This is a genomic window from Streptomyces sp. S07_1.15 (assembly GCF_020739505.1).
In the GTDB taxonomy this organism is placed as follows: Bacteria; Actinomycetota; Actinomycetes; order Streptomycetales; family Streptomycetaceae; genus Streptomyces; species Streptomyces xinghaiensis.
Genome location: NZ_JAJBZK010000001.1, coordinates 5267550 through 5282182 on the forward strand (window position 1 = coordinate 5267550; position 14633 = coordinate 5282182).

The window sequence follows — 14633 nt, forward strand, 5'->3', positions numbered from 1 at the left end:
CCGCGCGAGGCGCGCCCGCGCCGCCGCTCCGGATCCGGGGCGGCGGCACGGCTGTTCCACCGCCTCCCGCCTCTCCTCCCTGGTGGGTTTTTCTGCCGGAACCGGACGTCCCGGTCCGGCCGGGAGCGGGCACGCCGCGAGCGCCGCGCCGCAGGTCGGAGCACGTGTACGGGGCCCGAACGGCCGTTCCCGGCCACCGTCGGCCGCCGCCGGACCCCCGCCTCCCCCGTCCGGGGTGCTGACGCCACCGGTCCGCTGTGGTTAACATCACGTCCATACGGCACCGTTGCCGCACGATGACAATCCGGCGGCGCGCGGTGCCCCGATGTTTCGGGATGAGCCGCCGGAGGTGCGCGAGATGCGCGTGTGGGGAGTGTGCGCCAGCTGGCACACGGTCGGCGACGGCGAGTTCTTCTGCCCCGACTGCGGCGGCGACCGCAACTACCGGCGCCGCACCGGGCGCCGCCGGTTCACCTTCCTCGGCATCCCGGTCCTGCCCCGTGGCACGGCGGGCCCGGTCGTCGAGTGCTCCTCCTGCCGGGGCCACTTCGGCACGGAGACCCTGGACCACCCCACCACCGTCCGCTTCTCGGCGATGCTCCGCGACGCCGTGCACACCGTCGCGCTCGCCGTCCTCGCCGCGGGCGGCACCGAGGCCCGGCCGACCCGGGAGGCGGCCGTCTCCGTGGTGCGCGCCGCGGGGTTCACCGACTGCACCGAGGGGCAGCTCCTCACCCTCGTCGAGGCGCTGGCCGCCGACGCCGGCCGGCTTCCCGGCTGGGCCGAGGACTTCGGCGACCGCAGCGGCACGGCGCTGACCATAGAACTCCACGAGGCCCTGGGCCCGCTGGCCCCGCATCTCGCCCCGGCCGGGCGGGAGAGCATCCTGCTCCAGGGCGCCCGGATCGCCCTCGCGGACGGGCAGTACCGCCCCGCCGAGCGGGAGGCGCTCTCCGCCGTCGGCGCGGCCCTCACCATCCGCCGCGAGGAGACCGAGCGGCTTCTCGCCGCCGCGGCCCGCACGCCCTCCTGAGCCGCGTCCCGGAGGTGCGCGGGCCGTCCGACGCCCCCGCGCCCGGCGGCGCTCTCCGTGCGGGACAATGGCCCGCATGACTCTGTTCCGCGACGACGGCATCGTGCTGCGCACCCAGAAGCTGGGTGAGGCGGACCGGATCATCACCCTGCTCACCCGGGGCCACGGCCGGGTGCGGGCGGTGGCGCGCGGGGTGCGGCGCACCAAGTCGAAGTTCGGGGCCCGGCTGGAGCCCTTCTCCCATGTGGACGTGCAGTTCTTCTCGCGGGGCGGCGAGCTCGTCGGCCGCGGCCTGCCGCTGTGCACCCAGAGCGAGACCATCGCTCCGTACGGCGGTGCCATCGCCACCGACTACGACCGCTACACCGCGGGCACGGCCATGCTGGAGACCGCCGAGCGGTTCACCGACCACGAGGGGGAGCCGGCCGTCCAGCAGTATCTGCTGCTGGTCGGGGCGCTGCGGACGCTCGCGGGCGGTGAGCACGAGCCGCGGCTGGTGCTCGACGCCTTCCTGCTCCGCTCGCTGGCCGTCAACGGCTACGCGCCCAGCTTCGCCGCCTGCGCCCGGTGCGGGCTGCCGGGCCCGAACCGTTTCTTCTCGGTGTCGGCGGGCGGCGTGGTGTGCGGGGACTGCCGGGTGCCGGGGAGCGTCGTGCCCTCGGGGGAGGCGCTGGCCCTGCTCGGAGCGCTGCTGACGGGCGACTGGGAGACGGCGGACGCGTGCGAGGCGCGGTACGTCAGGGAGGGCAGCGGGCTCGTGGCAGCCTATCTGCACTGGCACCTGGAGCGCGGACTGCGTTCCCTCAGGTATGTGGAGAAATAGGAGACGTGGACCGCATGGCACGACGCGGGATTCTGGGCCGTACCCGCCGCGAGTACCAGCAGCCGGAGCCGCACCCCAGCGGTGCGCGCCCGCCCGAGATCCCCGGCGAGCTGATCCCGAAGCACGTGGCGGTCGTCATGGACGGCAACGGGCGCTGGGCGAAGGAGCGCGGGCTGCCGCGCACCGAGGGGCACAAGGTCGGTGAGGGCGTCGTCCTGGACGTGCTCAAGGGCTGCCTGGAGATGGGCGTCAAGAACCTCTCCCTGTACGCGTTCTCCACGGAGAACTGGAAGCGCTCGCCCGAGGAGGTGCGCTTCCTGATGAACTTCAACCGGGACGTGATCCGCCGCCGCCGGGACGAGATGGACGCCCTGGGCATCCGCATCCGCTGGGTGGGGCGGATGCCGAAGCTGTGGAAGTCCGTGGTGCAGGAGCTGCAGATAGCGCAGGAGCAGACCAGGGACAACGACGCCATGACGCTCTACTTCTGCGTCAACTACGGCGGCCGCGCCGAGATCGCCGACGCCGCGGCGGCCATCGCGGCCGATGTGCGGGCCGGGAAGCTCGATCCGTCCAAGGTCACCGAGAAGACGGTCCAGCAGTACCTGTACTACCCGGACATGCCGGACGTGGATCTCTTCGTCCGGCCGTCGGGGGAGCAGCGCACCTCCAACTACCTGATATGGCAGAGCGCCTACGCCGAGATGGTCTTCCAGGACGTGCTGTGGCCGGACTTCGACCGCCGCGACCTGTGGCGGGCCTGCCTGGAGTTCGCCCGGCGCGACCGCCGCTTCGGCGGTGCGGAGCCGAACCCGGCGCAGCCGGGCGAGGGGGCGGCCGGGGCGTCCGCCTGACGCTCTCCCCGGGCACGGAGCGGCCCCGGCCGGGTGTTCCCCGGCCGGGGCCGCTTTCTCCGTCCGTCCGCCCGCGGGCGGGTCCCGTCAGCGCTTGCCGCCGCCCGCCGCGGCCTTCGCCGCGCAGTCGCCGCAGGTGCCGAAGATCTCGATGGTGTGGGCGACGTCGACGAAGCCGTGCTCGGCCGCGATCTGGTCGGCCCAGGTCTCCACCGCCGGGCCCTCCACCTCGACCGCCTTGCCGCAGCCCCGGCAGACCAGGTGGTGGTGATGGTCGTCGGTGCTGCACCGGCGGTAGACGGCCTCGCCCTCGTCGGTGCGCAGGACGTCCACCTCGCCCGCGTCGGCCAGCGACTGCAGGGTGCGGTAGACGGTCGTCAGGCCGACGGAGTCGCCCCGGTGCTTGAGGACGTCGTGCAGCTCCTGGGCGCTGCGGAACTCGTCCACCTCGTCCAGGGCCGCGGCCACGGCCGCGCGCTGCCGCGTCGACCGGCCGCGCACCGGCGCCGTGCTCGTTCCGCCGCTCCCCGCTGTGGCCACGTTGCCTCCTCCTCGCCGGCCCGCACATCCGACTGGCCATTGTGCCAGTCCGTACGGGCGCCCTCGCCGGTCCCGTCCGGGGCCTCAGACCTTCACGTCGTCGGCCGCCGTGCGCTCCCCGGCCGTCTCCCGTGCGCAGGTCCCGCCCTCGCCCGCCGCGGCCCGGCGGGCCCGCCTGCGGGCCAGTGGCGCGGTCACGGCCGCGAAGGCCAGGAAGACGGCGATGGCCAGCAGGACGATCGCGGCGCCCGAGGGCGCGTCCACGTAGTACGTGGTCACCGTACCGGTCAGCGAGACGGTGACGCCGATCCCCATCGCGATGGCCAGGGTCGCCGCGAAGCCGCGGGTGACCCGCTGGGCGGCGGCGACCGGGATCACCATCATCGCGCTGACCAGCAGCAGCCCGACGATGCGCATGGCGACGGTGACGGTCAGCGCGGCCGTGACCGCGAGCAGCAGGTTCAGCAGCCGCACCGGCAGCCCGGTGACCCGCGCGAACTCCTCGTCCTGGCAGACGGCGAAGAGCTGCCGGCGCAGTCCGAGGGTGATCGCGATCACGAAGGCGGCGAGCAGGCAGATCGCCACCACGTCCTCGGGGGCGACCGTGGTGATCGAGCCGAAGAGATAGGTGGAGAGATTGGCGGTGGAGCCCCCCGGCGCCAGGTTGATGATCATGACACCGCCGGCCATGCCGCCGTAGAAGAGCAGGGCGAGCGCGACGTCTCCGCTGGTGCGGCCGCGGGAGCGGATCAGCTCCATGCCGACCGAGCCGGCCACCGCGACCAGGGTCGCCATCCACACCGGGCTGGTGTTCAGCAGAAAGCCGAGGGCGACACCGGTCATGGCGACGTGGCCGATGCCGTCCCCCATGATCGCCTGGCGGCGCTGGACGAGGTAGATGCCGATGGCCGGCGCGGTGACGCCGACGAGCACGGCGGCGAGCAGGGCCCGCTGCATGAAGGCGTAGTTCAGGATCTCCATCAGGTCAGCAGCCCCGTCCGGATCGGTTCCGCCGCCGGGCCGGCGTGCGGATGGACATGGTCGTGGCCGGGCAGCGCGTGCTGGCCCACGGCCTCGGGCGGCGGCCCGTCGTAGACCACGCAGCCGTCGCGGAGGACGGCCGCGCGGTCGATCAGCGGCTCCAGCGGGCCCAGTTCGTGCAGGACGAGGAGGACGGTGGCGCCGGCGGCGACCTGGGCGCGCAGGATGTCCGCGAGGACCTCCTGTCCGGCGAGGTCGACGCCCGCCATCGGCTCGTCCATGATCAGCAGTTCGGGTTCGGAGGCCAGCGCACGGGCGATCAGCACCCGCTGGTGCTGGCCGCCGGAGAGCGCGTTGACGGAATCCCCGGCGCGGTGGTCCATGCCGACCAGCTCCAGCGCCCGGCCGACGGCGGCCCGGTCGGCCCTCCGCCGCGGGCGCAGCCCCGTCCGGGCCAGCCGGCCGGAGGCGACGACCTCGCGCACCGTCGCGGGCACGCCGCTCGCGGCGGTGGTCCGCTGCGGTACGTAGCCGATGCGGGCCCAGTCCCGGAAGCGGCGCAGCGGGGTGCCGAACAGCTCCAGGGAGCCCTCCTCCAGCTCCACCTGGCCGACGACGGCCCGTACGGCGGTGGACTTGCCCGAGCCGTTGGCGCCGAGCAGGGCGACGACCTCGCCCCGGCCGACGGTCAGGTCGATGCCGCGCAGGACGGTGCGCGCGCCGAGCCGGGCGGTGGCCCCGCGCAGGGAGACAACGGGGGGTACGGCCATGGTCCGGGCCTTTCGGTGACGGTCGTGAGGTGGAGGGGGTGGAGGGGGCGGATGGGGCGGCGGGGCGTGCGGGGTGCGGGCGGGGGAGGTGCCGGGCGGTGGGGTCACCCGGAGCCGAGGGCCTTGCGCAGCGCGTCCAGGTTGGCGCGCATGACCTCGAAGTAGTCATCGCCCGCGGACCGGTCGGTGATTCCCTCGAGGGGGTCGAGCACGTCCGTCCGCAGGCCGGTGTCCGCCGCCAGGGTCTTCGCGGTGGCGTCGCTGACCAGCGTCTCGAAGAAGACGGTGGTCACCTTCTCACGCTCCGCGATGGTGTGCAGTTCCCGCATCCGGGCGGGGCTCGGCTCGGCCTCGGGGTCCAGGCCGCCGATCGCCTCCTGCTCCAGGCCGTACCGGGAGGCGAGGTGGCCGAAGGCGGCGTGGGTGGTGATGAAGGTGTCGGTGGTGCGGTTGCGCAGGCCGTCCGCGAAGTCCTCGTCGAGCGCCTCGAGCTTCTTCACCAGGGCGCCGGCGTTCTTCTCGTACGCGGCGGCGTGGTCGGGGTCGGCCTCGGCGAGGGTCTTGGCGAAGCCCTCGGCGACCTCGGCGTACTGGGTGGGGTCGAGCCAGAGGTGCGGGTCGGACGCGCCGCCGGAGTGGTCGTGGCCGTCTCCGTCGCCGCCGGATTCGGGCTCCCCGGCGTGCTCGCCGGTGTGCTCCTCGCCGTGCTCTCCGGTGCCGAGTTCCGCGGCGTCCACGGCCTTCTTCACGCCGGACTGGGCCACGGCGGCGTCCACGGCGGGCTGGAGCCCCTTGAGGTAGAAGGCCACGTCGGCCTCGCTCAGCTCGGCCGTCTGGCGGGGCTTGATCTCCAGGTCGTGCGGCTCCACCCCGGGCTTCGTCAGCGAGGTGACGGAGACGTGCTCCCCGCCGACCTCCTCGGCGACGAACTCCAGCGGGTAGAAGGAGGCGACGACGTCCACCGTGCCGTCCCCGCCGCCCGCGCCCGCCGTGCCGGTGCCGCAGGCGGTGAGGGTGACGAGGCCGAGGGCGGTGGCCCCGGCGGCGGCCGCGGCGGTTATTCGGGAGGCGTGGCGGTTCCGGCGTACGTTCATGACATCCATTTTCAACAAAGGTGGAAACGATTGTCAATAAAACCGATGAGAGGGCCGCGTCACGGACCCTCCCGGGCGCCGGACGGCCAAAGCCCGGACACCAATTGGTCCCAGGGGACCGCCCGCCGGTAGCCTGAGGCATTCCGCTGTTCGTCGTCATCATGAAGAGAGCACCGTGGCCGCCGACAAGATCGACACCATCGTCAGCCTCAGCAAGCGCCGTGGCTTCGTCTACCCGTGCAGTGAGATCTACGGCGGTCAGCGAGCCGCCTGGGACTACGGGCCGCTGGGTGTGGAGCTCAAGGAGAACATCAAGCGCCAGTGGTGGCGCTCCATGGTCACCGCGCGTGAGGACGTGGTCGGTCTCGACTCGTCGGTGATCCTCGCCCCCGAGGTCTGGGAGGCCTCCGGCCACGTCGCCACCTTCAGCGACCCGCTCACCGAGTGCACCTCCTGCCACAAGCGGTTCCGCGCCGACCACCTGGAAGAGGCGTACGAGGCCAAGCACGGCCGCCTGCCGGCGAACGGCCTCGCCGACCTCAACTGCCCGCACTGCGGCAACAAGGGCGGCTTCACCGAGCCCAAGCAGTTCTCCGGGCTGCTCTCCACCCACCTCGGCCCGGCCCAGGACTCCGCCTCCGTCGCCTACCTCCGGCCCGAGACGGCCCAGGGCATCTTCACCAACTTCGCCGCGGTGCAGCAGACCTCGCGGAAGAAGCCGCCGTTCGGCATCGCCCAGATGGGCAAGTCCTTCCGGAACGAGATCACGCCCGGCAACTTCATCTTCCGGACCCGCGAGTTCGAGCAGATGGAGATGGAGTTCTTCGTCAAGCCCGGCGAGGACGAGAAGTGGCACATCTACTGGATGGAGGAGCGCTGGAACTGGTACCGCGACCTCGGTATCCAGGAGGAGAACATCCGCTGGTACGAGCACCCGGCGGAGAAGCTCTCCCACTACTCCAAGCGCACCGCCGACATCGAGTACCGCTTCAACTTCGGCGGCAGCGAGTTCTCCGAGCTGGAGGGCGTGGCCAACCGCACCGACTTCGACCTCGGCGCCCACTCCAAGGCCTCCGGCCACGACCTGTCGTACTTCGACCAGGAGGCCGGTGAGCGCTGGACCCCGTACGTCATCGAGCCGGCGGCCGGCGTCAACCGCGCCATGCTCGCCTTCATGCTCGACGCCTACGTCGAGGACGAGGCGCCCAACGCCAAGGGCAAGATGGAGCGGCGCGCCGTGCTCCGCCTCGACCCGCGCCTCGCGCCGGTGAAGGCCGCCGTCCTGCCGCTCTCCCGGAACCCGGAGCTGTCGCCGAAGGCCAAGGGCCTCGCCGCCGATCTGCGGAAGAACTGGAATATCGAGTTCGACGACGCGGGCGCCATCGGCCGCCGCTACCGCCGCCAGGACGAGATCGGCACCCCGTTCTGCGTCACCGTCGACTTCGACACCCTCGACGACAACGCGGTGACCGTCCGCGAGCGCGACACCATGAAGCAGGAGCGCGTCTCCCTGGACCAGATCCAGGGCTACCTGGCCTCCCGCCTCCTGGGCTGCTGACCGCGGGGCGGCCCGGCTCCCCGGGCCGGCCGCCCGCCCGGTGAACGCACCGGCGCCCCGGTGCCCGCTACGGCGGGTGCCGGGGCGCAGTGCTGCCCGCCCGCCGTTCCCGTCCGCGGCACGACCGGTCCGGCGGTGCGGGACAATGGGAGGCCGCCCCTTCCGTCACCGCCCCCGTACGGGGCGGCCGGAACCGTACGAACCGAGGAAAGCCGCTCGATGACGCAGTTGCAGATCGGCCCGCACCCCGTGCAGCCGCCGGTGGTGCTCGCGCCCATGGCCGGAATCACCAACGCGCCGTTCCGCACGCTCTGCCGGGAGTTCTCCGGGGGCAAGGGCCTCTTCGTCAGCGAGATGATCACCACCCGGGCGCTGGTTGAGCGAGACGCCAAGACCATGCGGCTGATCCACTTCGACGGCACCGAGAAGCCCCGCTCCGTCCAGCTCTACGGCGTGGACCCGGCGACCGTCGGCAAGGCCGTCCGCATGATCGCCGACGAGGGCCTGGCCGACCACATCGATCTCAACTTCGGCTGCCCCGTGCCCAAGGTGACCCGCAAGGGCGGCGGGTCGGCGCTGCCGTACAAGCGCCCGCTGCTGCGCGCGATCCTGCGCGAGGCCGTCGCCGGCGCGGGCGGGCTGCCGGTCACCATGAAGATGCGCAAGGGCATCGACGACGACCACCTCACCTACCTCGACGCCGGGCGGATCGCCGTCGAGGAGGGGGTCACCGCGATCGCCCTGCACGGCCGGACGGCGGCCCAGCACTACGGCGGCACCGCCGACTGGGAGGCCATCGCCCGCCTCAAGGAGGCCGTCCCGGAGATCCCGGTGCTCGGCAACGGCGACATCTGGTCCGCCGCCGACGCGGTGCGCATGGTGCGCGAGACCGGCTGCGACGGTGTGGTCGTCGGCCGCGGCTGCCTGGGGCGGCCCTGGCTGTTCCGCGATCTGGTGGCGGCCTTCGAGGGCGGCGGCGAGACCGCGGCGCCGTCCTTCGGGGAGGTCGCCGCGGTGATGCGGCGCCACGCCCAGCTGCTGGGGGAGTGGCTGGAGGACGAGGCGCGCGGCGTCATCGACTTCCGCAAGCACATCGCCTGGTACACCAAGGGCTTCTCGGTCGGCTCCGAGCTGCGCCGGCGGCTGGCGACCGCCTCGTCCCTGGCCGAACTGGACGAGCTGCTGGGCCGCCTGGACCCGGACCAGCCCTGGCCGGCCCACGCGGACGGACCGCGCGGGCGCACCTCGGGGCGGAACCGGGTGGTGCTGCCGGACGGCTGGCTGGCCGATCCGTACGACAGCGCGTGCGCCGGAGCCGACGCGGAGCTGGACACCTCGGGCGGCTGACGCCGCCGGGTCTCCGTACGCCGGGTCTCCGTACGCCGTGCGCCGTGCCGGGCGCCGTGCCCCGCGCTATGCCTCGTGCCGCGGTGCCGCTCTCCGCACCAGGCTGACCCGGACCGGCACCGGCTCGCGCTCCCCGGGGGCGGGCTCCGGCCCGCCGCCCTCCGGACCCAGCACCGCGGCCTCGGCCGCGGCGACCACCGGGGACCGCACCGCGCGCGGTGCCGTGACCGGCTCCCCGTCCCCGGCGCGGTCGGCCGCCGTCAGCAGGTCGAGGGTGAGCGCGGCCGTCCAGCCGAAGTCCCGGCTGCCGCGTGCCAGTCCGCTGTGCGGGTCGACGTACTCGGCGAAGCCCGAGGCGTCGGCCGCGGCCAGCGTCGCGGCGCGCAGTTCGTCGGCCCGCTCCACGGCGCCGTACTGCCGCAGCCCGCGCTCCAGCAGCCAGTTGATGTTGAACCAGGCCGGGCCGCGCCAGTAGCGGGACGGATCGAAGACCGCTCCGCGCAGGTCGTAGCTGGGCACCAGCCGCACCGTGCGGCCGAGGCCGAAGTGCGGGCCGGTGGCGGTGGCCAGCAGCCCGGCGACGACCTCGTCGGGCAGCCCGGGCACGGCGAGCGGCAGCAGCCCGGCGGCGCTCAGCCCGTAGAGCGGCTCGCCGCCCACCACGTCGTGGCCCCGGAAGATTCCCGCATCCCGGTCCCACAGGTGTTCGACCAGGGAGCGGGTGAGGCGTTCGGCGCGGGCCCGGTGCTCCGCGGGATCGGCGCCGATGTCCGCCGCGATCCGGGCGAGGGCGTGCTCGGCGGTGATGAGGAGCGCGTTGAGGCCCACGTCCTCCACCGCGAAGGAGTGCGGCGCGTCGTCGCGGTAGCCGTGGTCGCGGTAGTCGGCGGCGAGCCGGACGTAGCGGCCGTAGTCGAGGTCGGTGGGCCGGTCGGCGAGATCGCAGTGGTCGAGGTCCGCGCGCCGGAAGGTGCCGCGGCAGGCGGGTTCGACGCGCTCCAGCGGCGCGTCCCAGCACGGGCTGTTGTCCATTCCCGACTCCCAGGGATGGACGATGGAGACGAGCCCGTGGCCCCGGAGGTCGCGGCGCTCCACCAGATAGCGGTGCCAGGCGGCCAGCCGCGGGTAGAGCCGGGCCAGGAACCCCTCGCGGGCGGAGGACTCCGGGTCGGCCTCGTGGACCAGCCAGGCGGCCAGCGCGTGAACCGGCGGCTGGACGAGGCCGGAGGTCTCGGTGCGGGCGGGAGCCCCGGCGCCCGAACCGGCCCGTGAGGAGCGCCAGAACTCGGGTCCGGGGAAGTAGGCCCCGGCCGGCACCTCCGGGTTGAAGACGATGTGCGGGACGCGGCCGTCCTCCCACTGCGCGTCGAGCAGCGTGGACAGTTCGCGCCGGGCGCGGCCGGGGGAGAGGTGGCGCAGGCCGATGGCGATGAACGCCGAGTCCCAGCTCCACTGGTGCGGATAGAGACCGCGGGAGGGGACGGTCGAGGTGCCGGTCCAGTTGTCCGCCAGGACGCGCTCGGCACCGCGGCGCAGTGCGCCGGGGCCGGGCCGGGGCATCGAGGGTCGCGGGAGGCGCGGCTTGCCTGAGGGGGCGACGCTTTCCACGAGAGGCTCCGGGGCTCCGAATGGGGTGGGTTCCGACGCGAACGAACGTACAGGAGGGTTTTGTCCAGTCACAGGGCAAAAGTCTCACTGTGATGTGCGCCTCAGTCGGGCCCGATACCCTCCTCGCTCATACGAGCGAACGGCCGCCCTCCTGTGTCCATGTCGTGAGATGGGGTACTCGCGGGGTGCGTGATTCTCGCCACTGTGATCGGAGGTTCGCTCAGATGAGCGTTTTGCGGCGGCCTGCACCTCTCAAAGGGTGGCACTGGGTGCCACCCGGCTTGGCTTCAAGAGGTCGCGGAGTGGGTCACGCACCGTGTATCCCCCGTGGCCTCCCGGTGCCTCACCGCCGGTTCCCGGGGTGTGTGAGTTCATTTCCTGAACGCATAACGATTCCGCCAGGAGGCGTAGCTCACTTTCGATCCCGTGGCAGATGCGGGGTTACGACCGGATGACCACCGAGTGGACGTACTCATCAACCTTCGATCTGGGTACGCTCCCCGCCGTCAGGGCAGCCCCTCCCCCGAACCGCTCCGAGGGGGAAACCCACCACGAGGAGTGCGAGATCCCGTGTCGGAAACCACGAACCCCCATGTAGCCGCAGCCGAGCAGCGGAAGTTCGTTTACGACTTCACCGAGGGCAACAAGGATCTCAAGGATCTGCTGGGCGGCAAGGGCGCCAACCTGGCCGAGATGACGAACCTCGGTCTCCCCGTGCCACCGGGGTTCACCATCACCACCGAGGCGTGCAAGGTCTACCTGGAGACCGGTGCCGAGCCCCCCGCCCTGCGCGACGAGGTGAGTGCGCACCTCTCCGCCCTTGAGGCGACGATGGGCAAGAAGCTCGGCCAGGCCGACGACCCGCTGCTGGTCTCCGTCCGCTCCGGCGCCAAGTTCTCCATGCCCGGGATGATGGACACCGTCCTCAACATCGGCCTCTCCGACGCCTCCGTCGCGGGCCTCGCGCAGCAGTCCGGTGACGAGCGCTTCGCCTGGGACTCGTACCGCCGGCTCATCCAGATGTTCGGCAAGACCGTGCTCGGCGTCGACGGCGACCTCTTCGAGGAGGCCATCGAGGAGGCCAAGCGGGCCAAGGGCGTCACCGTCGACATCGACCTCGACGCCGGCGACCTGCGGCGGATCGTCGAGCGCTTCAAGGGCATCGTGGGGGAGGAGACCGGCCGCTCCTTCCCGCAGGACCCGCGCGAGCAGATGGACCTGGCCGTGTGCGCGGTCTTCGACTCGTGGAACACCGACCGGGCCAAGCTGTACCGCCGCCAGGAGCGCATCCCCGGCGACCTCGGCACCGCCGTCAACGTCTGCTCCATGGTCTTCGGCAACCTCGGGCCCGACTCCGGCACCGGCGTCGCCTTCACCCGCGACCCCGCCAGCGGCCAGCAGGGCGTCTACGGCGACTACCTGCAGAACGCGCAGGGCGAGGACGTCGTCGCCGGTATCCGCAACACCGTGCCGCTCGCCGATCTCGAACAGCTGGACAAGAAGTCCTACGACCAGCTGATGGAGATCATGGAGACCCTCGAAACGCACTACAAGGACCTGTGCGACATCGAGTTCACCATCGAGCGCGGCCAGCTGTGGATGCTGCAGACCCGGGTCGGCAAGCGCACGGCCGGTGCCGCCTTCCGGATCGCCACCCAACTCGTCGACCAGGGGCTGATCGACGAGGCGGAGGCGCTGCAGCGCGTCAACGGCGCCCAGCTCGCACAGCTGATGTTCCCGCGCTTCGACGAGTCCGCCGCCTCCGAGCAGCTCGGCCGCGGCATCGCCGCCTCGCCGGGCGCCGCCGTCGGCAAGGCCGTCTTCGACTCGTACACAGCCGTGAAGTGGTCCCGTTCGGGCGAGAAGGTCATCCTCATCCGCCGTGAGACCAACCCGGACGACCTCAACGGCATGATCGCCGCCGAGGGCATCCTGACCTCCCGCGGCGGCAAGACCTCGCACGCCGCCGTCGTCGCCCGCGGCATGGGCAAGACCTGCGTGTGCGGAGCCGAGGAGCTGGAGGTCGACACCAAGAAGCGCTGCCTGACCGCCAAGTCGCCGGACGGCAAGGGCCGGGTCGTCGTCGAGGAGGGCGACGTCATCTCCATCGACGGCTCCAACGGCAAGGTGTACCTCGGTGAGGTCCCGGTCGTGCCGTCCCCGGTCGTGGAGTACTTCGAGGGCCGGATGCACGCCGGCGCGGAGGACGCCGACGACCTGGTCAAGGCGGTGCACCGGATCATGGCCTACGCCGACCGCGTCCGCCGGCTGCGGGTCCGCGCCAACGCCGACAACGCGGAGGACGCCTCCCGCGCCCGCCGCTTCGGCGCCCAGGGCATCGGCCTGTGCCGCACCGAGCACATGTTCCTCGGCGAGCGGCGCGAGCTGGTCGAGCGGCTGATCCTCGCCGACACCGACGAGGAGCGCGAGGAGTCGCTGAACGCGCTGCTGCCGCTCCAGAAGGCCGACTTCGTCGAACTGTTCGAGGCCATGGACGGGCTGCCCGTCACCGTACGGCTGCTCGACCCGCCGCTGCACGAGTTCCTGCCCGACATCACCGAGCTGTCGGTGCGCGTCGCCCTCGCGGAGGCCCGCAAGGACTCCAACGAGAACGACCTCCGGCTGCTCCAGGCCGTCCACAAGCTGCACGAGCAGAACCCGATGCTGGGTCTGCGCGGTGTACGCCTCGGACTCGTCATCCCCGGCCTGTTCGCCATGCAGGTCCGGGCGATCGCCGAGGCCGCGGCGGAGCGCCGGACGGCCAACGGCGACCCGCGCGCCGAGATCATGATCCCGCTGGTGGGCACCGTCCAGGAGCTGGAGTTCGTCCGCGAGGAGGCCGAGCGGGTCATCGCCGAGGTCGAGGCCGCCGCCGGCGCCGACCTCAAGCTGACCATCGGCACCATGATCGAGCTGCCCCGGGCCGCGCTGACCGCCGGACAGATCGCCGAGGCCGCGGAGTTCTTCTCCTTCGGCACCAACGACCTGACCCAGACGGTGTGGGGCTTCTCCCGGGACGACGTGGAGGCCAGCTTCTTCACCGCCTACCTGGAGAAGGGCATCTTCGGCGTCAGCCCGTTCGAGACCATCGACCGCGACGGTGTCGGCTCGCTGGTGCGGAACGCGGTCGAGGCCGGGCGGGCCACCCGTCCCGACATCAAGCTCGGCGTCTGCGGTGAGCACGGCGGCGACCCGGAGTCCGTCCACTTCTTCCACGAGGTGGGCCTGGACTACGTCTCCTGCTCGCCGTTCCGCATCCCCGTCGCCCGCCTGGAGGCGGGCCGCGCGGCGGCGGAGAGCCTGGGCAGCGACAGCCGCTGATCCGGAGCACGGCCGAACCGGAGCCGGCCGCCGCGGCCACGACCCTCACCGGCGGCGGCCGGGCCCGGGATCCCCGGGCGAAGGGGGCGGTGCCTGTGCGGGGCGCCGCCCCCTTCCGCATGCCGGCGCACCCCCGCCCGGAGGCCCGTACCGCCCGCGGCGGCGGGGCGGTACGGGCCGGGAGCGGTTCCGGGGGGTGGTTCCGGAGGCCGTGCTGCCGTGGCGGCGCGCGGGGGACGGGGGCCGGGGCGCAGGCCGTGCCGCGGAGCCGGCGGCTGAGCGGGCGACCGCGGGAGCGGGGTCGGAGGCGGCCGGGGGCGGGCCGGGCGCCCGGCCCGGAGCGATTGCCACCGCTAATTTCTCGCCCCTTTCCGGGGCCGGTTCCATGGCGTGTCCCGGGACGGCGGGAGAAATGTTCTGGAATTCAACCTGACCGGAAAGCGCATTCCGCACCGGTAGCGACGGGCCCGGACGGTGGGCCGAACATAACTGGACTCCCGCGGTCCGGCGAGCTCGAGAATCACCGGACCGCGGTCCTCCACCCCATCGGGCCCATGGGCGGTACCCAGCCGCCCGGAAACGGTTTCCGCACTGCCCCCACGACAGCCTCACAACCGTTTCCCGGTGCCCGACGGGTTCCACCCTTCCGCGGGGCGGCCGTCCCCCGCGACCCGTTTCAACTGTGGCCAAAAGCACGTGGTGAC

At 72.6% G+C, this 14633-nt stretch carries 11 protein-coding genes; 6 read left to right on the forward strand and 5 right to left on the reverse strand.

The window, feature by feature from the left end; translation table 11 throughout:
* Positions 1-358: 358 nt before the first annotated feature.
* The 3 genes from LIX60_RS22535 (at position 359) to LIX60_RS22545 (ending at position 2710) form a co-directional block, all read left to right on the forward strand.
* Entirely contained in the window at positions 359-1033 is a 675-nt protein-coding gene (locus tag LIX60_RS22535; RefSeq protein WP_227960099.1) for a TerB family tellurite resistance protein, read from the forward strand.
* Between the two features lie 76 nt (positions 1034-1109).
* Positions 1110-1856 carry a DNA repair protein RecO gene (recO, locus tag LIX60_RS22540; protein ID WP_019712126.1) on the forward strand — a complete coding sequence of 249 codons (747 nt, stop codon included), beginning with the start codon at positions 1110-1112 and terminating at the stop codon, positions 1854-1856.
* Positions 1857-1870: 14 nt separating this feature from the next.
* On the forward strand, positions 1871-2710 hold the full coding sequence (locus LIX60_RS22545) for an isoprenyl transferase (protein ID WP_095757408.1): 840 nt from the start codon (positions 1871-1873) through the stop codon (positions 2708-2710).
* Between the two features lie 87 nt (positions 2711-2797).
* Here the strand turns inward: LIX60_RS22545 and LIX60_RS22550 are convergent, their stop codons facing one another.
* From LIX60_RS22550 to LIX60_RS22565, 4 genes are all read right to left on the reverse strand, one after another.
* On the reverse strand, positions 2798-3250 hold the full coding sequence (locus LIX60_RS22550; protein ID WP_125621786.1) for a Fur family transcriptional regulator: 453 nt from the start codon (positions 3248-3250) through the stop codon (positions 2798-2800).
* A gap of 84 nt (positions 3251-3334) precedes the next feature.
* On the reverse strand, positions 3335-4231 hold the full coding sequence (locus LIX60_RS22555; RefSeq protein ID WP_227960100.1) for a metal ABC transporter permease: 897 nt from the start codon (positions 4229-4231) through the stop codon (positions 3335-3337).
* Positions 4231-5001, reverse strand: coding sequence for a metal ABC transporter ATP-binding protein (locus LIX60_RS22560; RefSeq protein ID WP_227960101.1), 771 nt, complete (start codon positions 4999-5001; stop codon positions 4231-4233). The genes LIX60_RS22555 and LIX60_RS22560 overlap by 1 nt, the downstream gene beginning before the upstream one ends.
* A 104-nt stretch (positions 5002-5105) precedes the next feature.
* Complete coding sequence (locus LIX60_RS22565) at positions 5106-6095, reverse strand: metal ABC transporter substrate-binding protein (RefSeq protein ID WP_227960102.1); 990 nt, start codon at positions 6093-6095, stop codon at positions 5106-5108.
* 175 nt (positions 6096-6270) lie between these two features.
* Between LIX60_RS22565 and LIX60_RS22570 the strand changes: the two genes are divergently transcribed.
* Together LIX60_RS22570 and dusB are read left to right on the forward strand one after the other, a co-directional pair.
* Positions 6271-7653, forward strand: coding sequence for a glycine--tRNA ligase (locus LIX60_RS22570; protein WP_227960103.1), 1383 nt, complete (start codon positions 6271-6273; stop codon positions 7651-7653).
* Positions 7654-7872: 219 nt separating this feature from the next.
* Positions 7873-9000 (forward strand): tRNA dihydrouridine synthase DusB, encoded by a 1128-nt coding sequence (gene dusB, locus LIX60_RS22575; protein ID WP_227960104.1) that lies wholly within the window; start codon positions 7873-7875, stop codon positions 8998-9000.
* Between the two features lie 66 nt (positions 9001-9066).
* On the opposite strand, the gene LIX60_RS22580 is transcribed toward dusB, so the two are convergent.
* The gene (locus LIX60_RS22580; RefSeq protein ID WP_227962874.1) at positions 9067-10560 is read right to left on the reverse strand and encodes a trehalase family glycosidase; all 1494 of its coding nucleotides are present in this window, start codon (positions 10558-10560) and stop codon (positions 9067-9069) included.
* A gap of 618 nt (positions 10561-11178) precedes the next feature.
* Here LIX60_RS22580 and ppdK point away from each other — a divergent pair.
* Entirely contained in the window at positions 11179-13929 is a 2751-nt protein-coding gene (gene ppdK, locus LIX60_RS22585; protein WP_227960105.1) for a pyruvate, phosphate dikinase, read from the forward strand.
* Positions 13930-14633: the final 704 nt, after the last annotated feature.

What these genes read in the sequence shown, in the direction of transcription:
- LIX60_RS22535 (WP_227960099.1), top strand. Translation starts at nt 359, where the DNA reads ATGCGCGTGTGGGGAGTGTGCGCCAGCTGGCACACGGTCGGCGACGGC.
- recO (WP_019712126.1), top strand. Translation starts at nt 1,110, where the DNA reads ATGACTCTGTTCCGCGACGACGGCATCGTGCTGCGCACCCAGAAGCTG.
- LIX60_RS22545 (WP_095757408.1), top strand. Translation starts at nt 1,871, where the DNA reads ATGGCACGACGCGGGATTCTGGGCCGTACCCGCCGCGAGTACCAGCAG.
- LIX60_RS22555 (WP_227960100.1), bottom strand. Translation starts at nt 4,231, where the DNA reads ATGGAGATCCTGAACTACGCCTTCATGCAGCGGGCCCTGCTCGCCGCC.
- LIX60_RS22560 (WP_227960101.1), bottom strand. Translation starts at nt 5,001, where the DNA reads ATGGCCGTACCCCCCGTTGTCTCCCTGCGCGGGGCCACCGCCCGGCTC.
- LIX60_RS22565 (WP_227960102.1), bottom strand. Translation starts at nt 6,095, where the DNA reads ATGAACGTACGCCGGAACCGCCACGCCTCCCGAATAACCGCCGCGGCC.
- dusB (WP_227960104.1), top strand. Translation starts at nt 7,873, where the DNA reads ATGACGCAGTTGCAGATCGGCCCGCACCCCGTGCAGCCGCCGGTGGTG.
- LIX60_RS22580 (WP_227962874.1), bottom strand. Translation starts at nt 10,560, where the DNA reads ATGCCCCGGCCCGGCCCCGGCGCACTGCGCCGCGGTGCCGAGCGCGTC.